Raw genomic sequence first — 25,292 nt, forward strand, 5'->3', positions numbered from 1 at the left:
GTTTCCTCTAATCTTTAAATTCTTGTGATTCGGTAGACACTTCTCTAACAGCTAAAGAAAACGTAACCGCATCAGAGCTTGGTGCTAAGCCCGGTAATTGAGTTTTTGCAAAACCAAATAGGGTAAGTGCTTGCCAAGGCGAGTGATTGCCTTTAATTATAAAACCGTCTTTATCAAACCAATTAAATTGGTACTGTAAATATTGTGACTTTTTATATTGGCTAGAAAGTGTGACTACCACGTCGGTTAACTGGTTAGTTTGACGCGTTTTTACATCAGTAATTGCCAGCTTATTACCTAAATCTAGGTTATCAACACGCAACTGCTCATTAAAACTGTTTTTGCTTTGTTCAACTGATATTCCTGATGTAACAGGTTGGGTTGCACATGCACTTAGCATTAAGACTGCAAGTAGTGGCACTATGTATTTCATGATGACTCCTAGAGTTGAACTACATGGTAGTTGAAGTAGTTATTAATAGAGGTTAGGTAAATTAACGTTAACCTTTGCTTACTAACGGTAAAATTTATAGGCGGGTGATTGCCTATATTAACTAAGTGCTCGCCTGCGTTGACGCTACTGCGAGCTACACTTATTTGATTAGGAAGCGTAAGCCAGCTGCGAGTATCGGCTTGCTCAGACGCTAAATTATAAATATTGGCCAGTATATTTCCTACATCACCAGCGCTGCGGGCAAGCTCTGCTCTGACTTTTTCTTTAGCGACTAGGCGCAGTACTTGACGCGCTACTTTTGCAGGTATTTGTTCTTCTAATGTTTTTGCTGCAAGTGCTTCTATATGTACTAATGGGCTTAGCTCCAAACTTTGTGAGTCTATGTTGATATTATTTACACCACGCACGTAGGCGTTATCTTTATATACTGGCATTGCAAGGCTATAAAAACGTGCATCGCCACCGGATGTATATATTGGTAGGCGTAATTTAAACTCATCTTGTTTAGGCACTAAGCCTTGTTCAAATAGCACAACTACCTCGCCTTGATTTGCAGATATGCTTGATGCATCGCTGTAGCGCTTTTTAAATTCAGCTAAGTCTTGATCAAACCCTTGTTTTTTAGCAAGGCGCATTACATCACGCTGTAAATAAATGTTATCTGGTTGTATAGCTAGTGCTTTTTTGTAATCTATATAAGCATCGTCATATTGTTTAGCGCTTTGGTAAAGCAAAGCCGATAAGTAAAACGTATACGCATTTTGAAAGCCATTTTTAACGTCTCGTGTAACGTTACTCATACTTGGGTAGTGTTGCTGTGCTTCTTTTACTGTTGAGTCTATGTCTGTTTGGTTTTCTGCTAAAGCATCTACTTGAACTTTGTTAGCTCGACGCACTTCTACAAGTGCGCCTTCAATATCATTTTTATAAACATAATTTAATGCTTTAAAACTATGTAACATGCTCATTTCGTAAGCGGGCGGTACATATGTAATGGCTGAGTCGTTAGTAAATAATGCATTACTTTGCTCAAGCCCTGCACTTAACTGAACTTTTGCAGCTTCTCGCTTATTTTGCATTTGCGTATACACATTTTCAAACTTGGTTTGAGCATCTGATGGTGCGTTTGCTAAATCGTTTAAACGAGCTTGTTCTAATTGGTTAAGTAAGTAGCTGCTGTGCATCGCGCTATTTTTAGCAATGAGCGACTGTGCTTCTTCGAGATTATTATTTTCGATCGCATGTCTTACAGGTGTCATTTGAGTGGCGTAGTCGTTAAATAGGTCGTTAAAACCCATTGTGCTACAACCACTTAAAATACAACAAAAGCTTAAAATTATACTGCGGCGCACTGAGCACTCCTCTAAATTTACTTTCACACATTAACATGTTTTTTTTAGTTATATGTACGAAACATTGTAAGAAATCGTAGAGTAACGTTGGTGAACAATACGTGAATTTTTATATTCAATATATTGCTTCAAGAAAATCATAAATCAATTTTTGAGTAGATAGTCGTTCTTGTTGAGTCGCACAATTACTGTAAAACAGATTTTATTAAAATATAACGTTATGCCTAGTATTGCTTACTAGGGTTATCGGTTTTGTATCAAGGTTTTAAATGTGTAACCTAATTTTGTAAAAGCACATACACTCTTTGCACCACAAGGCTAATCCTGTTTAAATGAATCAGCCAGCTGAGTTTAATGTATAAAATTAATCGATTGCTTATATAAGGCTATTATTTTTGTTTTTAAGGAATTTTTTTGAAAGCCACTTTATATACACTTATTGCTTTAATTGCGTTTGCCGCAAATTCTTTGTTTTGCCGTATGGCGCTCGCGCAAGGTTACATAGACCCGTGGAACTTTACAATAATTCGCCTTTTAAGTGGTGCTGCCTGCCTAGGGATTATAATGGGGGTTTATAGTTACAACTTAAAACGTAAAGGTGCATTTAACCGTGAAATTTTAAACGATAGAGGGAGCTGGCGAAGCAGTATTACCCTATTAGTTTATGCGCTGAGTTTTTCAATTGCGTACGTAGAGCTTGATACTGGCACTGGTGCTCTTATTTTATTCTCAGCGGTGCAGTTAACGATGATTGGCTGGGGAATTTATAAAAAAGAGCAATTAAGTGCATTGCAATGGGCAGCATTTATCGTGGCGTTGGGTGGTTTTGTGTATTTAATGCTGCCATCAGCCGCTGTGCCTTCAGTTTTAGGCGCATCCCTTATGGCATTAAGTGGCGTAGCGTGGGGTATTTACAGCATACGCGGTAAAGTATGTGTATCGCCGCTTCGTACTACTGGGTTTAATTTTATTAGAAGTTTAGTAGCTGTGCCTATTTTATTGCTAGTGGGTATGAGCTATATAAAAACGGTGAGCATTGAAGGAGTTTTACTAGCATGTGCGTCAGGTGCGATAGCATCAGGTGTTGGTTATAGTATTTGGTATGTAGCTATGCCGCTGCTTAAAAGTACACAAGCCGCTGTGGTGCAATTATGTGTACCGGTACTTGCAGCTGTAGCTGGGGTGCTGTTTTTGTCTGAGCAATTAACGGTTGAATTTGTAATAGCAAGCTCACTAATACTAGGTGCTGTGCTGGTCTTTATATTAAATAAGCACAAAGCCTAGTGATTAAGTAAACCCGCATTATGGCGGGCTTACGTTACTTATAAAACGTTTATAAAGCGCAGGTAGGTTGGCTAAAATAGCTGACTTACCAAGTAACTCACTGTTATTAATACACTCGTAAAGTATTTTCTCGCTAAGCACATCAACCATTAATTGTGATTGTTTAATATGGCTAATATGCCAAAGCTCAGGCGCAACCCCGTCTAAATCATGTTTATAAGGGCGATAAAAACCAAATTTAGCTAAGTTATTGTTAAGCCAATTGCTCAAAGGGGCGAATGGGCCGCCTTGCTCATACTCATTTGGAGTTAGCTGCAATCTGTAATCGTCATTTACTGCCGCTTTATCAAATATATCAAGGTCGGTGCCTAAATGATGTCTACTTGCACCGGGCAGGGCAGAGTAGCGCATTATAGCAATACACTTATTTATATCCGTTAATTTGGTTAAATCTACGGGCTGTTGCTGCTTATTATAAACAGGGCGACTACCTGAAAATTTATTGTTCCAAATCATCGATTGGCGATCAAAATCTCTAAAGCTTGAGGCAATTGTTAGATCAAAACCTGCATTTTTAGCTGCATTTTGTAGCGCTAAAAAATCATCGATAATTCTGCTATGTAAACGATGGCTTTGAATATCAGTTAAATGTGTATCACTTTGCCCTGTGATACACTCATAGGCTATTAAGTTGCTTAAGGCCATTATGTTAAAAGGTTTTCGAGGATTTGTTCGTAAATATAGGCAAGTGCGATTAAGTCATCTGTACTTACACATTCATCTACTTTATGAATTGTGGCGTTACGCGGTCCAAGCTCAATAACTTTTGCGCCTGTTTGCGCTATAAAGCGTCCATCAGATGTCCCACCGGTGGTTTCTAAGTTGGTAGTAAGCCCTGTAACAGATTTAATAGCACTAACAGTGGCATCCACAAGCGGGCCGTGCTCAGTTATAAATGGCAGACCATTCACTATCCAGCTTAGTTCGTAGTTTAATTTGTGCTTTTGTAATATTGCGTTTACTCGTGCTTGTAATTGCTCATGCGTTACTTCGGTACTAAACCTAAAGTTAAATTGTATTTCAAGCTCACCTGGTATTACATTACCCGCACCAGTACCCCCATTTATGTTTGATACTTGAAAGCTAGTTGCTGGGAAAAACTCATTACCCTCATCCCACACTGTTTGGCTAAGCTCAGTAATGGCTTCAGATGATAAGTGAATAGGGTTTTGTGCTAAGTGTGGGTAGGCTACATGGCCTTGTATACCTTTTACTTTTAAAAAGCCAGTTAGAGAGCCGCGGCGACCGTTTTTAACTACATCACCTAATACATCACATGATGATGGTTCACCAACTAGACACATGTCGATTTTTTCACCGCGCGCTTCTAATGTATCTATTACGCGAGTTGTGCCATTTATAAATGGACCTTCTTCGTCTGAGGTAATTAAAAACGAAATAGAGCCTTTGTGATCAGGGTTTTTAGTAACAAAACGCTCTGTTGCAACGAGCATTGCAGCAAGAGAGCCTTTCATATCAGCAGCGCCACGGCCATGTAGCAAACCATCTTTTACCAAACCCGAAAACGGTGGATGTTGCCAATTTTGTGCTGGGCCTGTAGGTACAACATCGGTATGTCCTGCAAAGCAAAAATGCGGTGACTGAGTGCCTTTACGTGCCCATGTATTTAGCGTGTCAGTAAAAAATAATGTTTCAATATTAAAGCCAACCGCCTTTAGGCGATCGTTCATCATTTGTTGGCAGCCAGCATCTTCAGGTGTTACCGACTCTCGCTGAATAAGTGCTTGTGCAAGTGCAATTACATCATGTGTCATTATTTAAAAATCTCATCATATTGTGCAGCTTTAAAGCCTAAATGGTAGCTACTATTATTTACAAGCACAGGGCGTTTGATCATTGCTGGTTGTTCAACAAGTAGCTCTATTGCAGACTCTTTGGTAAGACTTTGTTTTTGCTCATCAGATAATGCGCGGTACGTGGTGCCACGTTTATTAACTAGCTGTTCCCAGTCAAGTTTGTCTGCAAACGTGTTGACCATTTGTGTATTTACGCCATCTTTTCGATAGTCATGAAAAGTAAACTCAATATTATTATCTGCTAAGTATTTTTTAGCTTTTTTTATGGTATCGCAATTGCTTATGCCGTATAGAGTGATCATAAATCTACTTCTTTTTGATAATAGTTAATAGGGGATCTGCACCCGCATTTACATGCGTATGCGAGTAATGAAACGTACCTAAGGTATGGCCGTTGAGTAATATTAAACTTGCTAGCATGGGCGTATCAAGCTTACGCAGGTCAAAATACGCAAGACGCTGACCTTTATGTATTTCACTGCCGTTAAGCTGGGCAATATGGGTATGAGTAATAGGTTGTGAGCCAGAAATAGTTAAGTTTATTAACACTTTTAGGCCATTTTTAGCCTGCAAAATAAACTCAGTACCTGCGTTTTTTACTTGAAGTAATGTGCCATCGAAAGGCGCTAAAATTTTATGACTGCTAAGGCTCACCATAATACCAGGACCAAGCGTGCCATATTTAAAAAACGGTTCGGGATGGCTATCAAGCATGGCTACTTTACCAGTAAATGGGCTAGTAATTGTAATTGCATTATTGGGTGTTTTATTAACGGCTAAATAATCAAGTTGCTGTGCTTTCATTGGCTAATCTGCTACCACATTGTAGCCATCATTTTTTAACGCTTTGAGCGCTTTTGTAGCTGTTTGTTTTTTTACCAAAATATAGTCTGTATCGTAAGTTGATATTGAAAAAATAGAAATTTTAGCACTGGCGAGTACGCCTGATATATTAGCCATTATACCTGTGAGCGAAAAGCCTAATGGGCCAACCACTTCTAGTGCTTGCCAGTCAGGCTCTGTATCTAAGCTTTGGATTTCAAATTCACTAGGGCAAACAATCGATAGTTCATCGTGAGTTTTAGAAATAAAAAATAAAGGCTGTTTTAACAGTGCCGAAGGTATATTGGCATCAACGTCTAAACTATGAATAGATAAAAGCGTGCTGTGTAATTGTAATGTTTGTTTTGACATTAAACGCCTGCGATACAGCCATATTGATAGCTTTATAGTATAGATTATTGGATTTAAATTAAAGGTGTATCAGTGACTAAAGTAGCGGTTTGTAGGCAGGCTTTAATAAATATTAAAAACTTACCCACAATTTCTGTGGATAAGTATGGGAATTGGTAGGTATAAATAGCCTAACTTATTAATTATTAAATAAATAATAGCTAGGCTATAAAAAGCACACGTTTAGATTATTGCGTAATTAAAGCTTCTGCTTGGGCAGCTTGAATAGCCGTTAATGCAATAGTGTATACAATATCGTCAACTAATGCGCCGCGGCTTAAATCGTTAACTGGTTTACGCATACCTTGTAGCATAGGGCCGATACTTATTAAATCGGCACTACGTTGTACAGCTTTATAGGTTGTGTTACCGGTATTTAGGTCTGGGAATATAAATACGGTTGCTTTACCTGCAACTGGGCTATTTGGCGCTTTTTTAAGAGCAACATTTTCCATAATTGCGGCGTCGTACTGAAGGGGGCCATCAATAATTAAATCAGGGCGTTTTTGCTGTGCTATTTTGGTAGCCTCACGTACTTTTTCTACATCGGCACCAGTACCAGATGTACCTGTACTGTAACTTATCATTGCTACACGTGGCTCTATTCCAAACGCGGCAGCTGAGTCGGCTGATTGAATTGCTATATCAGCAAGTTGCTCTGCATTTGGATCTGGGTTTATTGCACAGTCGCCATATACAAGAACTTGATCAGGCAGTAGCATAAAAAATACAGAAGATACGAGCGATGACCCAGGGGCTGTTTTAATGAGCTGAAGTGGCGGGCGAATAGTATTAGCAGTGGTGTTTACTGCACCCGATACTAAGCCATCTACTTTACCTTGCTCTAGCATCATAGTACCCAGCACAACGTTATCTTGCAGTTGCTCTTGCGCCACAACGGCCGTTAAACCCTTTCCTTTACGTATTTCTACCATAGGTTCAATGTAGTCGTTAATAATACTTTTAGGTTCTACAATGCTTACGTGCTCGTTTAACTCTATCCCTTGTTGCTCTGCAATACGCATAATTTCATCGCGATCACCTAGTAATATAGTTTTAGCTATACCACGTTGCCCACAAATAGCGGCAGCTTTAATTGTGCGTGGCTCGTTACCTTCAGGCAGTACGACTGTTTTACCTGCTTTGCGGGCTTTATCTGTTAATAAGTAACGAAATGCTGGTGGTGACAGCTTACGTGTTTTACCAACACTTTTAACGAGCGTATCTAACCAGTCCGAATCGATAAACTGTGCATTATGATCTTTTACTTTTTCAATACGCTGGTCATCATCGCTAGGTACTTCCATATTAAAATTATGAAGCAGTAGGGATGTGCGCCATGTATCGGCTTCGGTTGCAAGTATTGGTAAACCCGTTTGCATAGCTTGTTCACACAGTGCCATTATGCGCGCTTCAGGTTCAAAGCCTCCGGTTAGCAATATTGCGCCAATTTTAGTGCCATTCATGGCTGATAAACATGCAGCAACAAGTATATCTGAGCGATCGCCAGGTGTTACTAGTAATGCACCGGGAGTAAAGTGATTCAAAATATTTGACACAGTTCGAGCACAAAATGTAATACGACGCAGGCGACGATGTAGCATGTCACCTTCGTTAATAATGGTCGCTTTTAGATACGCACTTAAATCTTTAACGCGTGGTGCAACTAAGTCAAAGTCCCACGGGATGGCACCAAGTAACATAAACGGGTTTTTTCTAAAAATAGGTAAAGAAGCTAAGCGGTTTAGCTCGTTATCTAATTCTTCAGCTTTGTAGGCGTCGACTAAATCCGCACGTGCGCGGCCTTCTTCATCAAGAGGGGCATTTACTTTATTAAAAATACAGCCAAGAACACGTGGGTGGTCAATACCGCCGTAGTTACCCGCTGCGATTTCAAGACGATCTTCTATTTGCGTAATATTGTAGTTGCCGGGGGTAAGTACAAAAACAATGTCGGCACCGAGTGTTTGCGCTATTTCGCGGTTTACGCGCCCAGCATAAGGTTGCCTACGGGTAGGAACCATACCTTCAATAATAGCAACTTCATCATCGTTAATTTTACTTTCAAATCGCTCAACAATTTCTTCAAGAAGGTCGTCACCACGGCCATCACCGATCATTTGTTCGGCGTAATCCAATGCAAAGGGAGTAGGCGGGTTAATAGGTGAGCCCTGAGTAACTATTTGCGTTGATTTTTCTGGCCCAGTTTCGCCTGAGCGAGGCTGTGCTATTGGTTTAAAAAAGTTAACTTTAACCGTTTTTTGCTCTAAAGCGCGCACTAATCCAACAGAAACAGAGGTTAAGCCAACGCCTGTAGACACCGGGATAAGCATAATACGACGTGCCATAATTACAGCTCCTTCACAATGTTTGCGGCATCTAGGGCAATAACCCATTCTTCGTTAGTAGGCATTACTACTGCTTTTGGTATTTTATCTGATGTGCTAATAATACCTTGCGTGCCAAAGCGAGCGTTTAAGTTTGCTTGCTCGTCACAGTTAAGGCCTAAGTAGCCAAGCTGTTTGATTACATTTGCACGAATAATATCGGAGTTTTCACCAATACCGCCGGTAAAAATAAGTGCATCTAGTCGTTGTAATGGCACCATGTAAGCTGCAATTTGTTTAGCTAAACGATAACAAAAAATATCAAGCGCCAATTGTGCTTTTTTATGTCCTGCAACTGCGGCTTCTTCTATTGTACGGCAATCATTAGAAAGCTCACTGATACCTAAAAGGCCACTTTCTTGGTTTAATAAGTTATCAATTTGTTTTGCGTTGTAATCTAGCTGGGTAGTTAAAAAATTAAATAAACCTGGGTCAATATCACCACTACGAGTACCCATAACTATGCCTGCCAGCGGTGTTAAGCCCATGCTTGTATCAACGCTTTTCCCGTCTTTAATTGCGCAAACAGAGCAACCATTACCTAGGTGAGCGCTAATAAAATTACTTTGCTCAATAGGCTGGTTTAGTAACTTAGCTGTTTGGCCTGCAACGTAATAATGGCTTGTACCATGCATGCCGTAACGTCTTACACCGTAGTCGGTATAAAGCTTATAAGGTAATGCATATAAGTAGGCAACTTCATCCATGGTTTGATGAAAAGCGGTATCGAATACGGCTACCTGCGGTAAGCCTGTAAAGGAATTTTGCGCTGAAGAAATACCTAACAAGTTAGCATGGCCATGCAAAGGTGCTAAAGATGATGCTTTAGTAATGCCTTCAATTACAGCATCATCAATTAAAACTGATTTCGTAAAATGCTCACCACCATGAACAACCCGATGACCTACAGCAGTTAAGTACTCATCAAGGTTGTGATCTTTTATTAAGGTTACAAGCGTATTTATAGCCTCAGCATGTGCTTGGTTTGCACCCAGCTCAATTACTGTTTTAGCGCCATTATATTTGTATTTAATAGACGGCGCGTCAGCACCTAAGCGCTCAGCTAGGCCCGAAATTATTTCGTGTCCATCGTTTGCATCAATAATGGCAAACTTTAAGCTAGAGCTACCACAATTTAGTACTAAAACATGTTGTGACTTAGGGGAGGTTGTTGGCATAGATTTAATTTCCATAAACAAATTAGTAAGTGAGCGTTAAGTATTGGGCGTTACACTTGAGCTGATAATGGCTAAAAGTTTAATTTAGCACTGCCTATTTTAACTTAGTTCAGCAATTTAGTTTAGTGTTTTGGCTGATTTAGCAGCTAAATTAAGTGTTTTTACCGATAAAGTGTAACTCCCTTATTTTGTGTTACACTTTGGAAATAGCCAATATTGAACTTGAATTTAAAAGCAGTATCTGTGAGGAGTCATGATGCAAAAAAGTGTGATGTCACAACTACAAACGGGTCGTTTGTATGCTAAAAACTGGCCTATGCGCAAAGAGCTGGCACCTTTATTTTTAGAATTTAGGGTAATAAAAGCAACTGAATTAGCTATAACTGTGATGCCAATTTTAGCTATGCTTACTTTGTTTTTTCAGCTTAACTACTTAGGCCCTGACTTTTTACCACAAGCAATTGCTAGCGCATTATTTTTTATATCACTGCCTCTACAAGGTATATTTTGGCTAGGTAAACGAGCACAAACACCTTTAGAGCCCGCAATGCAAAAATGGTACACCGAGCTTTATACAAAAATGGTAGAAAACGGTTATCAAGTTCAACTTAATGAGAACAAGCCCCGTTACATGGAGCTTGCTAGCTTACTTAAAGATATGTTTGAAAAAATGGATAGGGCGTTCACTAAAGAGCAGTTTTAATAAACTGAGTTATGTAAAACGATAAGGTGACCTTGTGCTCACCTTTTTCCTCGAGCGCTGTCCAGTGCTCGGGTCTAAATTTCCAAGCGAATGGCGTCATCATAATCAAGTTTTTAATGTCGGTTACACCGAGTGTAACGGTTTCAGTTAAAAGCGATTGTGCTGATTTATCAAAGCCTTTTGGTGTTGTTATTTCTGTGTGTTCATTTATATTTGAATAAATGTACGATTTGAGTTCTTTTAAATGCCAAGGCCCAGGGCTTACTACTACTAAGGTTGTGTTTTCATTTGCTAGGCGCGCTAGCTCTAGCTCAAATAAAGGAGCAAAAACACTAACAAGTACATCAGCAAATTCATTTTTAAACGGGGCTTGGCTTATAGAAGCCACGCTAAAATGGCAGTTAGGGTAACGCTTAGCGGCATATTTAACCGCAGACTTTGAAATATCAACGCCGTATACTTGCGCGTTCGTTTTATTTGCTATGGCTTGAGTATAAAACCCTTCACCACAACCTAAATCTACAACAGTATTAGCGCTTATATTGCTAATTGTATTACTAATGCTTTGCTGTAAAAAACTGTAATGACCAGTTTCTAAAAATGCACGTCTAGCTTGCACCATTTCTAGAGAATCGCCCGGTTGCTTCGAATTTTTTTGCTGTACTGGCAGCAAGTTAACATAACCTTCTTTTGCAAAATCAAAACTATGATTATTAGTACAACGAAGCGTAGAGTCTGTTTTTATAAGTGTTTGGTTACACAGTGGGCATTGATATTGTAGACTCATGAGTCTAGGTAGTCCTTATCGTAAAAAGTTTTAACCCAGTGTGGGCGGTAAGTGATCATAATGGTAATAGCCATACCATTGAGCATTGCTTCAGGAAACCAAATTATAGCACTCAAATAAACGTAGTTATCAGCCAGTTCTTGCCAATTGTATTGACCTATTGCCAGATAAAATAATGCACCTAAGCTTATTTTTATACAGGCAATAAACCCAGCTGTTATAAATGCACAAACAAATATATAAACAAAAAAATGGCGGGGTAAATATTGGTAACTGATTAAAAAGCCAAGGTAGCTCAATAATATAGGTATAAAGGCGCCAATAAGTATTTGCATGGGTAACAGATTAAGCTCGATTTGACCAACGGCAGTCAATAATGCACTGGCTAGCACAGAGCTTAAAATAGCTGATCGCCACCCTAAAACTAAGGTCGCTGCCGTAACACCTAAAATGTGTAAATCGAGGCCTGTTAAAATACCGGCTTTTATACGCCAAAGCACAGAAAATACTATAGCGCATGCAAGTACACCCGTTTGACGTGCGGGTGTTGTATAAAGTGCTTTATATGTTTTTTTATCAAAGCTTAGTAAAGCGATAATAATAACAAGGGCCCAAAGTAGCCCTTGTAAAGTAAGACTAATCATCAAAACTATTTAAATGTAGACCAAATAGGTGCGTGATCCGATGGTTTTTCAATACCGCGTAACTCGTAATCAATACCTGTATCTATGCAGCGTGCTGCAAGGTCTTTAGTAGCAAGTACTACGTCGATACGAAGGCCTCGGTTATCAACAAACCCTTTAGAGCGGTAATCAAACCATGAATATTGATCGTTTGTTTCGGGATTTTGCTCTCTAAAGGTATCTGTAAAGCCCCAATTTAATAATGTTGCTAACCACTCACGCTCTTCTGGTTGGAAAGAACATTTACCTGTTTTTAACCAGCGCTTAGCGTTTGCATCACCAATGCCAATATCTAGGTCGGTAGGGGAGATGTTTATGTCGCCCATTACAATTACGTCTTGCTCTGGTGTGTGGTTAGTTTCAAGGTGGGTCATTAAATCTTTGTAAAACTGGCGTTTATAAGGAAATTTAGTTTCGTGATTAATGTTATCGCCTTGTGGGAAATAACCATTCATAACGGTTAGGTCGCGGCCATTATCTTGTTCAACGGTTACGCTTATCATACGTTTTTGTGATTCATCAGTATCTGTTGCAAACCCTTTTAAGACCGATTTAGGTTCTTTTTTGCATAACATAGCTACACCGTAATGTGCTTTTTGACCGTGAAAATAAACGTGGTATCCCATTTTTTGAACATCTTCTAATGGGAATGCTTCGTCATGAACTTTAATTTCTTGCAAGCCAATAACGTCTGGTTGATGTTTATCTATTATTGCTTGTAATTGATGAAGGCGGGCACGCAGACCATTGATATTGAAAGAAATCACTTTCATAAAATTTACCTTAAAATTGGTTCTATTTAGTGGCATAAATTGTATCAGTAAATACGCGTACATAACATGACTGAATTGAGTTAATAGCTGCACAAATGTTGATCAAATGATGGCTAAAGTTTAAACATTGTAAATGCATTATTAATTAATTAAATAAATAAAAAATTCAATTGATATTAACTATTTTGAATATATAATGCGCAAAAATTACTTGTTTAGCTCGTTCAAATAGGATCTCTCATGAAAACACAACTACTTTTAGCTACCGCTTTATTTGCATCTGCAACTGTTTGTGCACAAAGCAACACTTACTTCAGCCAAGACAACAAACTTGAGTCTAAATTATGTGTATTAAGTGCTAACGAAGGCTTTAGCGTTGCCCGTAAAGAAGCTGCGCAACATGGCGTTTATTTATCTCGTTTTTCTAAGAGTATTTTGTGTAACGGTGAAGACATTCGTGATATCGCTAAAAAAGCGACGGCAAGTACTTCATCAGTAGATAAAGTAGAAGTATTTGCTAAAGATGCACACCAAGAAACACAGTTATGTATGACTGCACTTAAAAAAGGTTTAGCACCAGTACGTCAAAAGATTGGTAACTTAAACTCTTTAAAATGTAATGGTCAAAACGCAACTGAGTTTGTTAAGCGTTACCAAAACGCTGCAATTTAATTTTAAGCTAAAAATTATCTTTTAGAAAATGCCTGGTTTTAACCGGGCATTTTTTTGCAAAAATTACAAGGTAGGCTGCAATCATTGCAAAGCTAAGTAATTGATTAGAGTATATAAAATAAGCTAAAAACCACTAACCAATTGATAGTTAGAGTGTTATTTATATTGGCATCGGATTTGTATTAGTTAAAGTGACATTTACTAACTACAAGGATACGTCTTATGAAAAAGTTAACACTAGCAACAACTATTTTAGCATCTTTGAGCTTAGCGGCTTGTGCATCAAACCAAGGTTTAGAAAAAATCGATAGCGATTTTGCAAGCTTAGATAACGACAGTGATGGTTATATTTCAAAAGTAGAAGCAGATGATGACAGCATCTGGGGCCATTTTTCAAATATTGATACCAACATGGATAATGAAATCAGTCGTAAAGAATTTAACGCTTACATGCAATTAAATACCGGTAAGGTAGCCACTGACAGTGAAGTTAGTGAGTCAGCATTTAAAGCTAAAATAGCAAAGTTTGATAAAATCGAAAATGATTTTAGAAGCTTAGATAACGATAAAAATGGTTATATTTCAGTAGAAGAAGCTGACGATGATGATATTTCGAACCATTTTGGATACATGGATGGTAATAACGATAAGCGCATCAGTAAAGGTGAGTTTAAAGGTTATATTAAAAAATACGGTAAAGCGGTAGCTGAAGATGATGCTCTTAAGGTATTAAGACACAGCTAATATTACCTAAATTAGTTAATAAAAACAGCCAGCATTAATTGCTGGCTTTTTTGTGCATTTAATTTAGATAAAAGGCAGATATATTTTCCACCTTTTATGATGTTCTGTCATAATAGATGGCTGTGTATTTTAAAAGGCTGAGCAAAATTATGGCAGGTCGTCGAATTAGTGATGAGCAATTAATTGAGATCATTGAAGCGGCTATATTTGTCGCAGACAAACCAGTTAGTAAGCGCCATTTAAAAGACACAGTACTTGCTGATTTAGCTATATCAATGGCAAGAATTAACGCTGCAATTGAAGCTATAGAAAGCCACTTTCAGACACGAGGTATACGCCTTGTAGAAGTTGGCAGCGGTTATCGGTTTGAGGCTTGTAGTAGCTTAAGCCCTTGGCTGAGCAATTTATGGCAAGAACGAGCGCCTAAGTATTCGCGCGCGCTTTTAGAAACGTTGTCGTTAATAGCCTACAGGCAACCAATAACACGTGGTGAAATAGAGCAAGTAAGAGGCGTTACTACCGGCTCAACAATTATAAAAACCCTTCTCGAGCGTGAGTGGGTTAAAGTGGTAGGGCATAAAGAAGTGCCGGGTAAACCGGCATTATATGCAACTACTAAGCAATTTTTAGATTATTTTTCGTTAACAGGTTTAGAGAATTTACCTGCTTTGCCATCAGATCAGCAAAGCAAAATTAATCAGTTAATGAGCGATCCTTCTGTGAGAGAACCATCCGAATGAGTATACAAGGTGAAAAGTTACAAAAAGTCTTAGCCCGTGCAGGCGTAGGCTCACGCCGTGAAATGGAAAAATACATTGATGCTAACCGCGTTAGTGTAAATGGTAAAGTAGCTAAGTTAGGCGACCGTGTTGAAGAAACCGATTTAATTCGTGTTGACGGTCATACTGTAAAAATTGAAGAAAAAGCAGATCGTATCTGTCGTGTAATTATGTACAACAAACCAGAAGGTGAGTTAAGTACACGTAAAGATCCTGAAGGCCGTCGTACTGTATTTGATCGCTTACCTCGTATTGACGGTGAACGCTGGATTGCAGTTGGACGATTGGATATTAATACTGCAGGCCTAATGTTATTTACCAATGACGGCGAGCTTGCAAATCGTTTAATGCACCCAAGCTACGAAGTAGAGCGTGAATACTCAGCTCGAGTATTTGGTGAAGTAACGAATGAAACAGTTAAAAATCTTACTCGTGGTGTTGAACTAGAAGATGGTCCCGCTAAGTTTTTAAGCGTAAAACCAATGGGCGGCGAAGGTATTAACCGCTGGTTTAACGTTACACTTAATGAAGGGCGTAACCGCGAAGTTCGTCGTTTATGGCAGTCTCAAGATGTTGAAGTATCTCGCCTTATTCGTATTCGTTACGGTAAATTAGAACTTGATAAGCGTGTACCTCAAGGTGGCTGGAATGAGTTAGACCTTGAAACAGTTAACTATTTACGTAAAACAGTTAAGCTTGGTCGTGAAACACAGACTAAACTTTCGGTTATGCCTGAAAAGCGTAAAGATAAGCGCGCTAAAATCAATCAAATACGCAAAGCGGTAAAAAAGCACAATCAACGTGTTAAGCAAACTAAACGTAAGTAATTACTAGATATTTACAGACAAAAAAGCCGCAATTTATGCGGCTTTTTTATGATTGATGTGTATTTTATTTTTTCTGTTGCGCATCAAGTGATTCGCCATTTACAGATGCTGAGTCATCACTCATTAAGTATAAGTAGGTTGGCATTAAATCCTCAGGCGTGGCAAGTTTGTCTCTGTCTTCACCTGGATAGGCTGCAGCACGCATAGACGTCCTGGTTGCACCTGGATTTATGCAATTTACACGAATAGACGTCTTACCTACTTCGCACGCCCATGTTTGCATCATGCCTTCTACAGCAAATTTAGAAATAGCATATGGTCCCCAAAATTCACGGCCTTTTCGTCCGACACCTGATGATGTGAAAACGACTGATGCACTTTTTGATTTACGTAGTACAGGGAAAAGCGCTTTAGTGATCATTGCTTGTGCCGTTACATTTACTTTCATTATGTTTTCAAAAGTAGATGAACAAAAATGCTCTAACGGGCCAAGAGATCCTAAAATTCCGGCATTATTAAGTAACCCATCAAGGCGGCCAAATTGGCTTTCTATAGTGGCTGCTAAATCACGATAGTTTTGCTTAGTCGCCCCTTTTAAATCCATCGGTACAATAGCGGGCTGTGGGTAACCAGCATTTACTATTTCATCGTAAACACACTCAAGTTTATTAGTTGTTTTTCCTAATAAAATTACTGTTGCGCCGTGTTTAGCATAGTTTATTGCGGCTACTCGGCCAATACCATCGCCTGCGCCAGTGATCAAAATAACTTTGTCTTGCAGTGCGTTTTCAGCTGCTTGATAAGTGTGCATAAAATTACCAATTAATAAAATTTTTGTGATTTTAACATAGCAAAACGTGAAGTAATCGAATTTATTGTAAATTTAGGTGGCGAAAATAGAAACTTTACGTTAAGTTTAACTGGTCTAATGTCTCATTAATAAACTGGTTACATTATTTTAACTTTAACACACTGAAAAAACACACTATAAAAATAAGATATGTGCGGAGCCAACAATATGAAAAAAATGCTACTCTCACTCTCTGTTACAGCTGCATTAGCAGGTTGTGGCGGCGGAGAAACGTTAGAAGACGTTAAGAACGACACAGCAACTATAGTTCCAAATGCAACGGTTACTTTCGATCCTGCAAATGGAATTTTATCAGTTCCTAATGATTTATTAATGAGCGGTACTCAAGACGGCACACTTAATATTCCTGGGGAATTAGATGATGACAACATATCTATTTCTCGCGCTGCTTATTCAGACCCTCAACTTGCTCTGGGTGCTTTAGATGGTTGGTCTTCACAAGTACCCTATAAAATTGATTTAACGTTTCCAAGCGGTGTTTCGCTTGATGAAACATCTGCTGCAAGTCCTGGTACGCTCAGAATTTTTGAAGTTGTGATGGGCGCAAGTCTAACGGATGCAGAATGTTCTGTAGTTACCGCTGGTACAGCCTGTAAATTAGTAGGTGAACTTACATTTGGTGTAGATTTTATAACTCAAGCCTCTGGTGATGGAGTCGCTGTTATACCGCTTAAACCATTTACACCAGGTAGCTCTTACATAAATGTTTTAACTACAGGGCTTAAAGATTCGTTAGGACGTCCTATTCAACCTTCTTCTACTTACGCTTCTGTAAGTGAAGAAGCTCCGCTTATTACCGATGCTCAACTTGGGTTACAAGGCGCTGTAAATAGCTACGAAAACGTGGTTGTAAGCTCAGGAGATATTACCAAAGAAGATATTATCTTTTCTTCTGCGATGACTATTCAATCAGCAGGGCCAGTACTTGGTACTATTAAAAATTTACTTGCAGCTAGTTTGCAAAATGATGCATTGCCAACACCAATGGTTAATGTACCTGAGCAAGATGTAGTGAATGTTCAGCAAGTTTTTGCAGCAGCTGGTGTTACAGTATCAGCTGCTTTTTCTGGTGTTCAGTATTTAAAAGGTAACATTACATTACCTATGTATTTAGGAACACCAACAGGAACAGAAATAAGCGATTTAAACGATACATACTGGCAAGGTATGTGTGATAACGCCGTTGCTATTTTGGGGTATAAAGCAGCAGTTGGGGAATCGTTTCCTACAGAGCCTGTGAGTGAGAATGATGCGCTCTGTTCAGCTTTAAGCGATGGCCAACTTCGTGATTTAGGTTTGGATTCTACTCGACACTTAACTAAGTATAATTCTATCCCTAAAGTTCAAAGCATGGCTGATGTGCCAGTACAAATAACTAAACCAATTTTACCCGTTATAAACGGTATACGCGCACAACTTCAGTTAGATGCAATTGAAATGCCTGAAAGTGGCTGGCCAGTAGTCATTATGCAACATGGCATAACTACAGATAAAGAAAGCATGTTAGCACTGACCGCGCAACTATCAATTCAAGGATTTGCTACAGCAGCAATAGATCACCCTCGCCATGGTGAGCGTGGAGTTGATGTTGATGATGATGGAACAGACGACTTTAATGCAACAACGGGCTCTGTGCTTAGTTACATGAATTTAAGTTCATTGCTTGTTGCGCGTGATAGTTTACGTCAATCTTCAGCTGATTTATTAGGTTTACGTTTAGGGTTAAACTTTATAAATGATGCAACGATTAACGCACAAGACGTCACTTACATTGGTCATTCATTAGGCTCTATTGTCGCTCCTGCATTTATTTCACAAGCAAATAATCCATTAGCGCCAACGGTTGATCCATTATTTAATGTAAACACAGTAGCACTTGCGAGTGGCGGTGGCGGTATTGCTAGCTTCTTACTTGAGTCGGCAGCATTTGGTCCATTTATTCAAGGTTCAGTGTTATCTCAAGCTGGCACAACAGAGGCAGATGAGTTTAACGCATATTTACAGGCTGATGCAGTGTCTAACTGTGGAGTCGTGTTACCAGATACAGAAGCATATTTAACGTGTGGTTATAACGAGTATGTAGCTTCTTTAACTACAGCTGGTGAAACAAGCAAGCTTACTAATATTCAAGGTGTGTTTACTCAGTTTGCATTTGCTGCACAAACAGCCCTTGATAGCGGCGACCCAACAAATTATGCGGCAGCGGTACAAGCTTTAGGTACACCTGTTTATACAAATGTTGTTGTAGGTGATGGCGCAGATAATAAGCCTGATCAAGTGATACCACCAATGGCTGCAAATAACCCTATTTCGGGCACAATTCCACTGGCCACTTTTATGGGGCTAGAGACTGTAAGCACAACTCAAGCGTTGAGTGAAACACCAGCAAGCTACTTAGTTAAATTTACTAAAGGGCACCACGGTTCTATATTAACGCCTGCTCAAGATGCTGCAGAGGCGGCTACTGTAGAAGGGAGCGCGGCAGCAAATGCAGAAATGCAAATGCAAGTTGCTGTTTACTTAGCAACACGTGGTCGTATGTTATTAGTAACAAATAGTGAAATTGTTACTGATTAATCTATTACTTTAAACGTTAACTTATAAAAGCCACTGTATAGTGGCTTTTTTTTGGTTAAAAGCATGATAAATTAGCTTAAATTTATAAATGGAGAAACCAGTTGGAATTTTTATACGAATACGGTTTGTTTTTTGCCAAAACAGTGACATTTGTTATCGCAATTGCCGTTGTGTTAATGCTTATAGTTGCATCCGCCGTTAAGCCAAAATCGAAAAAAGGTGAGATTGAAATTGAAGATGTATCTGAAAAACTTAACGAGCTCAAAGAAAGTTTTTTGCACAATACATTGTCTAAAAAAGAGTTAAAAGCGCATCAAAAGCAGTTAAAAGCTCAGAGTAAAAAATCAGTTAGTGATGAACCAAAGCCTCGTTTATATGTAGTCGATTTTACGGGTAGTATGGATGCGCACGAAGTAGAAAGTTTACGAGAGGAAGTGACTGCTATTATTTCGATTGCAGATCCTAAAACAGATAAAGTATTAGTGCGTTTAGAAAGTGGTGGTGGGGTTGTTCATGGCTATGGGCTTGCAGCATCTCAGTTACAGAGAATTAAAAGCGCGGGTATTCCTTTAAGTGTAGCAATTGATAAAGTAGCAGCAAGCGGCGGTTATATGATGGCTTGTGTAGCTGATGAAATACTTGCAGCGCCATTTGCAATTGTAGGTTCGATTGGGGTGATTGCACAAATTCCTAACTTTAATAAAATATTAAAGAAAAACGACGTAGACTTTGAACAAATTACAGCAGGTGAGTTTAAACGTACACTCACATTATTTGGCGAAAACACAGATAAAGCACGTGAAAAGTTTCGTGACGAAATTGAAGAAACTCATGGTTTATTTAAAACCTTTGTAAGCACGCAGCGCCCAAGCCTAAATATTGATTTAGTGGCTACAGGTGAGCATTGGTTTGCAACGCAAGCAATTGATAAAGGCTTGATAGATGTTATTAAAACCAGTGATGATGCTTTATTAGAGCAGCAATCTGAGCGTCAAATATATAAAGTAAAATATAAAGTTAAAAAGGGGTTAAGTGATAAACTAGCACTTGGATTAAGCAGTGGTGTAAATAAGGTAGGGGTCAGCTTACTTTCAAAATTTAAGTCAATGAATCCCTAATTATTAAAAATAAAAAAAACCTTGATGCAAAACATCAAGGTTTTTTTATAACTATATTTCTCAGTATTATGAGTCGATAGACTTATGATAATCTTCTAAGTCTTTGGCAGCATTTGGGTCGTTGAAAATGCTCTCATCAAGCTCGCCTTCTGATTTAGCAACCACACAGGTAATCATACAATCACCGGTAACGTTAACCGCAGTGCGTGTCATATCAAGTAAGCGGTCTACGCCGATAATTATTGCAATCCCTTCAACAGGAAGTCCTACTTGGTTAAGCACCATTGCTAGCATAATTAAACCAACACCGGGTACGCCTGCAGTTCCTACAGAGGCAAGTGTTGCCGTTAATATAACCATTAAATAATCAGAAATAGTTAAATCAACACTAAACACTTGAGCAATAAATACAGTAGCTACACCCTGCATAATAGCGGTGCCATCCATGTTGATAGTAGCGCCTAGCGGTATGGTAAACGACGCCACTGAGTTGTTTGCACCTAGTTTTTTTGTTGCTGTTTCAAGCGTGATAGGCATAGTTGCGCTAGAGCTTGAGGTACTAAATGCAAATAAACAGGTGTGCTTCATTTTTGCTAAGAAAATAAGTGGGTTTAAGCCTGTAAGCACTTTAAGTAGTAACGTGTAATTTACAAGCGCGTGTAATAATAATGCCAATACAACAACACCAAAATACTTGGCTAAACTAACAATTAAGTTAAGTTCAATAGTTGTAAATAATTTAGCCATTAAGAAAAATACACCGTAAGGTGCAATATTCATTAGTAATGTTACAAGTTTTAAAATAACTGTATTTAAGTCTTCAAAAACACTTGCTACACGCTTGCCAGTTTTACCACTTAATGCCATTGCTACACCAAATAATAGTGCAAACACTATGACCTGAAGCATATTACCTTTAGCCATTGCTTCAAACGGGTTAGTAGGGAACATATCTATAATTACACGGGCAAGGGTCGGTGCTTCTTTAGCATCGTAAGTTGCATTCGATGGAAGGCTAATCCCTTCACCTGGGCTGAATAATAAAGCAAGAGTAATAGCAACCGTAATTGCAACCGCAGTGGTTAGTAAATATAAGCCAATAGATTTTCCACCTAAACGACCTAATTTTTTAGGATCACTTAAACTACACGTACCACAAACAAGCGATACAAATACAAGTGGTACAACTAACATTTTTAAGCTGGCTATGAATATTTGGCCACCAACATGAAAAATACCATCTACGAAAAAGGCTTTAATTGGCAAAGAGAATAACCCAAGTGGTATTAGATAATCGTCTTCACCAGCTAATATAGCCTGAAATACAAAACCTACTGCAACCCCAAGCGCCATACCAATCATGATGCGAGTGGTTAAACTCATTGAACGGATTTTTGACATATTCCCTGATCTACATTTTATAAATTTGCCATAGACTACCAGCAAGGAAATATTTACTACAGAAAAAATTAGTATTTATTTAAAATTATTTTGCGCAAAAAAGTAATAAAAAACTGAGATTTTAGACTAAGTTATAGGTTAATATTAAGTGAAAATTAATTTTACATATAATAACAACGCTAGGGAGAGGTTCATGCCTTTAATGCGACTGCTCGGCATTTTATTGCTTAGTTTTTTACTCACAGCCTGTGGTGGCGGTGGGTCACTTGAAAAAGATGGCACCATCGGTGATGACGATGATACAACAACCGAGACATCCACATACACTGTGAGCTTAAAAGGTTACCTGCAATCAAGTGATACGGAATCTAATACCGTTACAGCTGCAGCACCTCTCCAGCTAAAAGCTACACTTGAAGATGAAGACGGGGATGCAGTTGCTGGTGAACGAATAACCTTTACCTTAGCTGATACAATAGGTGAGCTAAACCCAACTACGGGTACAGCCCTCACACAATCAGACGGTATAGCGACCATTGAGCTAACGGCTGGTGAAAATGCAGGTGCAGGGGAAGTAACAGCAACTTATACAATCGACAGTGTTAGTTACACTGATACATTTGCTTTTGAATCAGATGGTGCCCAGTCAACAGATCCTCAGTTAGAAGTTACTATAGTCAACTCATCAGGTGAGTCAGCTAGAAGTGTTGATTATGAAAACCCAGTTACGGCCCAGGTTGTGCTATTAATTGATGATGAGCCAGCCGCTTTTAAGTTAGTTGAATTTGTACTAACAGGTTTAGGTACAATTAATCCAACAAATGGTACTGCATTAACGAACGACCAAGGCATTGCAACTATCAGCCTTTTAGCTGGAACAGAAGCTGGTGCAGGTTCAATAGTTGCTACTTACACTGATAACGAAAACACAGTATTTAGCTCTGATGCATATACTTTTACTACCGAAGGCGACGCGCCAGTTCAAGGTGAGTCATTAGATTTTTCAATTAGTTTAAGTCTTACATCTTCAACAACACTTGCAGAAATTAGTACCATAAGTGCTACAGACAGTGGTGTTATAAAAGCAACAATTTTAGATGGCGATGGGGTTGAAGTTGACGGCGCTGTAGTTAATTTCTCTTCTACGTTAGGTAATTTGATTCCAAGTATTGGCACAGCGTTAACAAACGAAAGTGGCGTGGCTTCACTTAATTTAACCTCTGGGACTGTTGAAGGTGCCGGTGAAATAACAGCACAATATGAAGGAGTTGAACAAACGTTAGGTTTTTACACTCGAGGTGATGCTGTAAATCCTGATCAAAGCACTGCTGATATTAGTTTTTCAATTTTAGAAAATTGCCCTGCAAACTTTAAGTCAGTAAGAGATGCAAGCTCGTGTGAAGCAGTCACAAGTATTTCGGGCGACTCAACCGCTATTCTTTATATAGAGGTTACAAACGAAGACTCTACTACACCACTTACGCAAACATTGGTAACAGCCACAACTACTATTGGTACTATTACCCCATCAACCGGTACCGCTATTACCGATGCTAATGGCATTGCACTGTTAGATATTGTACCAGGGCAAGATGTAGGTGCTGGCGAAATTACAGTTTCAGTACTTGATAGTAATTTAACAAAGGCATTTCAAATTGCTGCTGTAGATATAGAAATTGCTATTTCGAGCTCAATTGCTGCTGATGAGCTTTTAGCCGCAGGTGCAACAGCATTAATATCTATAGAAATCTCTAAAGATGGTGAATTATACACTACACCGTTAACCGTTGAGTTTTCGTCTGGTTGTGTGAGTTCAGGACAGGCATTAATTGACGAAACAGTTACTAGTATTGGTGGATTTGCACGCTCAACTTACCGCCCATTAACCTGTGTTGGTGGTGATATAATTACAGCAACAGTTATTACCGGTGGTGATACAGTTTCTGCAAATACAACTATTAATGTATCACCAGCAAATATTGGCTTTTTACAGTTTGTAGAAGTTACTGAACCTGTGATTGCTCTAAAAGGTACTGGTGGTGCTGATAGAACTGAGATATCAGAAGTAACTTTTAAACTTGTTGATTCAAATGGAAACGATTTGGCATCAAGAACTGTTAATTTTGAACTTTCTACGTCTGTAGGTGGAATAACATTAGGTACCGCCAGCGCGATTACTAATGCCAGCGGTGAAGTTACAACGTCAGTTCTTTCAGGCTCTATTGCTACACCAGTACGTGTAATTGCATCAAGTGAAGAAGACGTTGATGGCAGTACTGTTATTGTAACGGCTCCTTCAGATATTCTTGTTGTCAGTACAGGTATTGCTGATCAAAATAGCTTTTCATTATCGCGTTCTATTTTCAACCCTCATGCTTTGAATGTGGATGGTAATACAGTTGCGGTTAACGCTCGCCTAGCTGATCATTTTAATAACCCTGTTCCAGATGGTACTGCGGTAACATTTATTACAGAGGGCGGAGTAATAGAACCTAGCTGTGTAACAACAAGCGGTACATGTAGTGTAACGTGGACCAGTAGTAACCCACGACCATTTACTGATTCAATGTACGAAAATAGCATTACTCAAAAATGTGATGGTGGATTACCTTGTCCATTAGGTATTTTAAATAACGACCTAACGGTAGATTTACCACTTGGTGGGCGCGCTACAGTTCATGCATATGCAATTGGTGAAGAGACCTTCTCAGATTTAAATGGCAATGGTTATTTTGATAGTGAAGACTTCTTTGATGATTTATTCGATATTCCAGAAGCATTTATTGATAATAACGAAGATGGCAGTTATGGCGGTAAAGATTGTAATGATGGTACCGACCCATGTTCACGTGATAATTCAACCGGCGATGAGTTTGAAGAATTTGTAGATTTTGATGGTAATGGCGCTTGGACTACACAAAACGGTTTATACAACGGCTTATTGTGTCGTGAAGAAGGTGAAATCGCAGGAATATGTAGCCGCCAAATGGTTAATGTGTTCCAAAACCAAGAGATTGTAATGTCAGGCGATACGGCATTCTTTAGATTAGTAACCTATGCTGACGATTGCTCGGCTATTGTAGGTGCTAGTGCATCTGAAGTGCGTGTGAATAGTGATCCTACAAGCCCGTTAGTTCGTCGTTCACAAAACGATGCAACCAGTCAGTTAATGTGTCAGGTTGATTCAATAGACTTAACACAAACTGCAACAGGTACGTCTAGTTTAAGTCTTACAGTATTTATTGCGGATATTTATAACAACCCAATGCCGGCTGAGACAACCATTTCTATTTCAACAGATAATGGTATTTTGATAGGAACCGATAGTTATACTTACCCTAATACAACAAGTATTGTACCGGTAGGGTTATCGTTTGGTATTACGCGTGAGGATTTGGATGGCGGTAATGAGCAATTTAGTGGTTTTTTAACTATCAGTGCAGAAGCACCATCAGGGTTAGAAACGACACTTTCAATTAACGTAACCGACGATTTATAATCGTTTTAAATAAAAAATGCCAACCTTTCGGTTGGCATTTTTCGTTGTGTTCTATATATTCCACATCAAATAATCTAAAAACACCTGTTTGTT

Annotated in this window: 23 protein-coding genes; 9 read left to right on the forward strand and 14 right to left on the reverse strand. The window is 38.9% G+C overall.

All coding sequences use genetic code 11. From position 1 onward, the window contains the following. Positions 1 to 7: 7 nt before the first annotated feature. Positions 8 to 433 (reverse strand): YcfL family protein, encoded by a 426-nt coding sequence (locus ALFOR1_RS07095; protein ID WP_104642501.1) that lies wholly within the window; start codon positions 431 to 433, stop codon positions 8 to 10. 8 nt (positions 434 to 441) lie between these two features. Next, positions 442 to 1,806 (reverse strand): COG3014 family protein, encoded by a 1,365-nt coding sequence (locus ALFOR1_RS07100; protein WP_104642502.1) that lies wholly within the window; start codon positions 1,804 to 1,806, stop codon positions 442 to 444. Between the two features lie 414 nt (positions 1,807 to 2,220). Between ALFOR1_RS07100 and ALFOR1_RS07105 the strand changes: the two genes are divergently transcribed. Further along, positions 2,221 to 3,090: a DMT family transporter gene (locus ALFOR1_RS07105; protein WP_104642503.1), complete on the forward strand. Its 870-nt coding sequence runs from the start codon at positions 2,221 to 2,223 to the stop codon at positions 3,088 to 3,090. A gap of 18 nt (positions 3,091 to 3,108) precedes the next feature. On the opposite strand, the gene ALFOR1_RS07110 is transcribed toward ALFOR1_RS07105, so the two are convergent. The 7 genes from ALFOR1_RS07110 to ALFOR1_RS07140 form a co-directional block, all read right to left on the reverse strand. Beyond that, on the reverse strand, positions 3,109 to 3,795 hold the full coding sequence (locus tag ALFOR1_RS07110) for a M15 family metallopeptidase (protein ID WP_104642504.1): 687 nt from the start codon (positions 3,793 to 3,795) through the stop codon (positions 3,109 to 3,111). Then, the gene (gene dapE, locus ALFOR1_RS07115; protein ID WP_104642505.1) at positions 3,795 to 4,925 is read right to left on the reverse strand and encodes a succinyl-diaminopimelate desuccinylase; all 1,131 of its coding nucleotides are present in this window, start codon (positions 4,923 to 4,925) and stop codon (positions 3,795 to 3,797) included. Before dapE ends, ALFOR1_RS07110 begins: the two co-directional genes overlap by 1 nt. Then, positions 4,925 to 5,269 carry an ArsC family reductase gene (locus ALFOR1_RS07120; RefSeq protein ID WP_104642506.1) on the reverse strand — a complete coding sequence of 115 codons (345 nt, stop codon included), beginning with the start codon at positions 5,267 to 5,269 and terminating at the stop codon, positions 4,925 to 4,927. The genes dapE and ALFOR1_RS07120 overlap by 1 nt, the downstream gene beginning before the upstream one ends. 4 nt (positions 5,270 to 5,273) lie before the next feature. Beyond that, a complete protein-coding gene (locus tag ALFOR1_RS07125; protein WP_104642507.1) occupies positions 5,274 to 5,771 on the reverse strand; it encodes a PTS glucose transporter subunit IIA in 498 nt (165 codons plus the stop codon). Positions 5,772 to 5,774: 3 nt separating this feature from the next. Continuing rightward, positions 5,775 to 6,161, reverse strand: coding sequence for an ACT domain-containing protein (locus ALFOR1_RS07130; protein ID WP_104642508.1), 387 nt, complete (start codon positions 6,159 to 6,161; stop codon positions 5,775 to 5,777). A 227-nt stretch (positions 6,162 to 6,388) separates the two neighbouring features. After that, positions 6,389 to 8,548, reverse strand: a complete 2,160-nt coding sequence (pta, locus tag ALFOR1_RS07135) for a phosphate acetyltransferase (protein WP_104642509.1) — start codon at positions 8,546 to 8,548, stop codon at positions 6,389 to 6,391. 2 nt (positions 8,549 to 8,550) lie between these two features. Beyond that, the gene (locus tag ALFOR1_RS07140) at positions 8,551 to 9,765 is read right to left on the reverse strand and encodes an acetate kinase (protein WP_104642510.1); all 1,215 of its coding nucleotides are present in this window, start codon (positions 9,763 to 9,765) and stop codon (positions 8,551 to 8,553) included. Between the two features lie 256 nt (positions 9,766 to 10,021). Between ALFOR1_RS07140 and yfbV the strand changes: the two genes are divergently transcribed. Further along, positions 10,022 to 10,468 (forward strand): terminus macrodomain insulation protein YfbV, encoded by a 447-nt coding sequence (gene yfbV, locus ALFOR1_RS07145; protein ID WP_104642511.1) that lies wholly within the window; start codon positions 10,022 to 10,024, stop codon positions 10,466 to 10,468. On the opposite strand, the gene ALFOR1_RS07150 is transcribed toward yfbV, so the two are convergent. Genes ALFOR1_RS07150 through xthA form a run of 3 tightly spaced genes read right to left on the reverse strand, consistent with a single transcriptional unit; the run spans position 10,452 to position 12,711 of the window. Continuing rightward, positions 10,452 to 11,255: a putative RNA methyltransferase gene (locus ALFOR1_RS07150; protein ID WP_104642512.1), complete on the reverse strand. Its 804-nt coding sequence runs from the start codon at positions 11,253 to 11,255 to the stop codon at positions 10,452 to 10,454. The two genes, yfbV and ALFOR1_RS07150, sit on opposite strands and share 17 nt — an antisense overlap. Beyond that, complete coding sequence (locus ALFOR1_RS07155; RefSeq protein WP_104642513.1) at positions 11,252 to 11,899, reverse strand: energy-coupling factor ABC transporter permease; 648 nt, start codon at positions 11,897 to 11,899, stop codon at positions 11,252 to 11,254. Before ALFOR1_RS07155 ends, ALFOR1_RS07150 begins: the two co-directional genes overlap by 4 nt. Before the next feature lie 5 nt (positions 11,900 to 11,904). After that, the gene (gene xthA / locus ALFOR1_RS07160) at positions 11,905 to 12,711 is read right to left on the reverse strand and encodes an exodeoxyribonuclease III (protein ID WP_104642514.1); all 807 of its coding nucleotides are present in this window, start codon (positions 12,709 to 12,711) and stop codon (positions 11,905 to 11,907) included. Positions 12,712 to 12,951: 240 nt separating this feature from the next. Here xthA and ALFOR1_RS07165 point away from each other — a divergent pair, with 240 nt between their 5' ends. The 4 genes from ALFOR1_RS07165 to rluB all read left to right on the forward strand — a co-directional run bounded on the left by ALFOR1_RS07165 (position 12,952) and on the right by rluB (position 15,733). Further along, positions 12,952 to 13,383: an exonuclease III gene (locus ALFOR1_RS07165; protein ID WP_104642515.1), complete on the forward strand. Its 432-nt coding sequence runs from the start codon at positions 12,952 to 12,954 to the stop codon at positions 13,381 to 13,383. Positions 13,384 to 13,605: 222 nt separating this feature from the next. Beyond that, positions 13,606 to 14,127 carry an EF-hand domain-containing protein gene (locus ALFOR1_RS07170; RefSeq protein ID WP_058549031.1) on the forward strand — a complete coding sequence of 174 codons (522 nt, stop codon included), beginning with the start codon at positions 13,606 to 13,608 and terminating at the stop codon, positions 14,125 to 14,127. 149 nt (positions 14,128 to 14,276) lie between these two features. Next, positions 14,277 to 14,867, forward strand: coding sequence for an SMC-Scp complex subunit ScpB (scpB, locus tag ALFOR1_RS07175; RefSeq protein WP_058549032.1), 591 nt, complete (start codon positions 14,277 to 14,279; stop codon positions 14,865 to 14,867). Further along, a complete protein-coding gene (rluB, locus tag ALFOR1_RS07180) occupies positions 14,864 to 15,733 on the forward strand; it encodes a 23S rRNA pseudouridine(2605) synthase RluB (RefSeq protein WP_058549033.1) in 870 nt (289 codons plus the stop codon). Before scpB ends, rluB begins: the two co-directional genes overlap by 4 nt. Before the next feature lie 64 nt (positions 15,734 to 15,797). On the opposite strand, the gene ALFOR1_RS07185 is transcribed toward rluB, so the two are convergent. After that, the gene (locus ALFOR1_RS07185; RefSeq protein ID WP_058549034.1) at positions 15,798 to 16,544 is read right to left on the reverse strand and encodes a YciK family oxidoreductase; all 747 of its coding nucleotides are present in this window, start codon (positions 16,542 to 16,544) and stop codon (positions 15,798 to 15,800) included. A 207-nt stretch (positions 16,545 to 16,751) separates the two neighbouring features. On the opposite strand from ALFOR1_RS07185, the gene ALFOR1_RS07190 reads away from it, so the two are divergent. Both ALFOR1_RS07190 and sohB read left to right on the forward strand, forming a co-directional pair. Beyond that, a complete protein-coding gene (locus ALFOR1_RS07190; RefSeq protein WP_104642516.1) occupies positions 16,752 to 19,181 on the forward strand; it encodes a VolA/Pla-1 family phospholipase in 2,430 nt (809 codons plus the stop codon). Positions 19,182 to 19,282: 101 nt separating this feature from the next. After that, positions 19,283 to 20,299: a protease SohB gene (sohB, locus tag ALFOR1_RS07195; RefSeq protein WP_104642517.1), complete on the forward strand. Its 1,017-nt coding sequence runs from the start codon at positions 19,283 to 19,285 to the stop codon at positions 20,297 to 20,299. 66 nt (positions 20,300 to 20,365) lie between these two features. Here the strand turns inward: sohB and ALFOR1_RS07200 are convergent, their stop codons facing one another. Then, complete coding sequence (locus ALFOR1_RS07200; RefSeq protein ID WP_104642518.1) at positions 20,366 to 21,700, reverse strand: dicarboxylate/amino acid:cation symporter; 1,335 nt, start codon at positions 21,698 to 21,700, stop codon at positions 20,366 to 20,368. A 193-nt stretch (positions 21,701 to 21,893) separates the two neighbouring features. Here ALFOR1_RS07200 and ALFOR1_RS07205 point away from each other — a divergent pair, with 193 nt between their 5' ends. Beyond that, the gene (locus tag ALFOR1_RS07205; RefSeq protein WP_104642519.1) at positions 21,894 to 25,199 is read left to right on the forward strand and encodes an Ig-like domain-containing protein; all 3,306 of its coding nucleotides are present in this window, start codon (positions 21,894 to 21,896) and stop codon (positions 25,197 to 25,199) included. Positions 25,200 to 25,292 lie beyond the last annotated feature (93 nt).

The organism is Pseudoalteromonas carrageenovora IAM 12662 (genome assembly GCF_900239935.1).
Classification (GTDB): domain Bacteria; phylum Pseudomonadota; class Gammaproteobacteria; order Enterobacterales; family Alteromonadaceae; genus Pseudoalteromonas; species Pseudoalteromonas carrageenovora.

Bases quoted from the DNA above. Each gene is read 5' to 3' on its own strand.
- ALFOR1_RS07165 (WP_104642515.1), top strand. From the start codon at position 12,952: ATGAAAACACAACTACTTTTAGCTACCGCTTTATTTGCATCTGCAACT.
- yfbV (WP_104642511.1), top strand. From the start codon at position 10,022: ATGCAAAAAAGTGTGATGTCACAACTACAAACGGGTCGTTTGTATGCT.
- scpB (WP_058549032.1), top strand. From the start codon at position 14,277: ATGGCAGGTCGTCGAATTAGTGATGAGCAATTAATTGAGATCATTGAA.
- ALFOR1_RS07120 (WP_104642506.1), bottom strand. From the start codon at position 5,269: ATGATCACTCTATACGGCATAAGCAATTGCGATACCATAAAAAAAGCT.
- ALFOR1_RS07110 (WP_104642504.1), bottom strand. From the start codon at position 3,795: ATGGCCTTAAGCAACTTAATAGCCTATGAGTGTATCACAGGGCAAAGT.
- ALFOR1_RS07190 (WP_104642516.1), top strand. From the start codon at position 16,752: ATGAAAAAAATGCTACTCTCACTCTCTGTTACAGCTGCATTAGCAGGT.
- ALFOR1_RS07185 (WP_058549034.1), bottom strand. From the start codon at position 16,544: ATGCACACTTATCAAGCAGCTGAAAACGCACTGCAAGACAAAGTTATT.
- ALFOR1_RS07150 (WP_104642512.1), bottom strand. From the start codon at position 11,255: ATGAGTCTACAATATCAATGCCCACTGTGTAACCAAACACTTATAAAA.
- ALFOR1_RS07095 (WP_104642501.1), bottom strand. From the start codon at position 433: ATGAAATACATAGTGCCACTACTTGCAGTCTTAATGCTAAGTGCATGT.
- dapE (WP_104642505.1), bottom strand. From the start codon at position 4,925: ATGACACATGATGTAATTGCACTTGCACAAGCACTTATTCAGCGAGAG.
- ALFOR1_RS07130 (WP_104642508.1), bottom strand. From the start codon at position 6,161: ATGTCAAAACAAACATTACAATTACACAGCACGCTTTTATCTATTCAT.
- xthA (WP_104642514.1), bottom strand. From the start codon at position 12,711: ATGAAAGTGATTTCTTTCAATATCAATGGTCTGCGTGCCCGCCTTCAT.
- ALFOR1_RS07205 (WP_104642519.1), top strand. From the start codon at position 21,894: ATGCCTTTAATGCGACTGCTCGGCATTTTATTGCTTAGTTTTTTACTC.
- ALFOR1_RS07155 (WP_104642513.1), bottom strand. From the start codon at position 11,899: ATGATTAGTCTTACTTTACAAGGGCTACTTTGGGCCCTTGTTATTATT.
- ALFOR1_RS07140 (WP_104642510.1), bottom strand. From the start codon at position 9,765: ATGCCAACAACCTCCCCTAAGTCACAACATGTTTTAGTACTAAATTGT.
- ALFOR1_RS07170 (WP_058549031.1), top strand. From the start codon at position 13,606: ATGAAAAAGTTAACACTAGCAACAACTATTTTAGCATCTTTGAGCTTA.
- ALFOR1_RS07200 (WP_104642518.1), bottom strand. From the start codon at position 21,700: ATGTCAAAAATCCGTTCAATGAGTTTAACCACTCGCATCATGATTGGT.
- pta (WP_104642509.1), bottom strand. From the start codon at position 8,548: ATGGCACGTCGTATTATGCTTATCCCGGTGTCTACAGGCGTTGGCTTA.
- rluB (WP_058549033.1), top strand. From the start codon at position 14,864: ATGAGTATACAAGGTGAAAAGTTACAAAAAGTCTTAGCCCGTGCAGGC.
- ALFOR1_RS07125 (WP_104642507.1), bottom strand. From the start codon at position 5,771: ATGAAAGCACAGCAACTTGATTATTTAGCCGTTAATAAAACACCCAAT.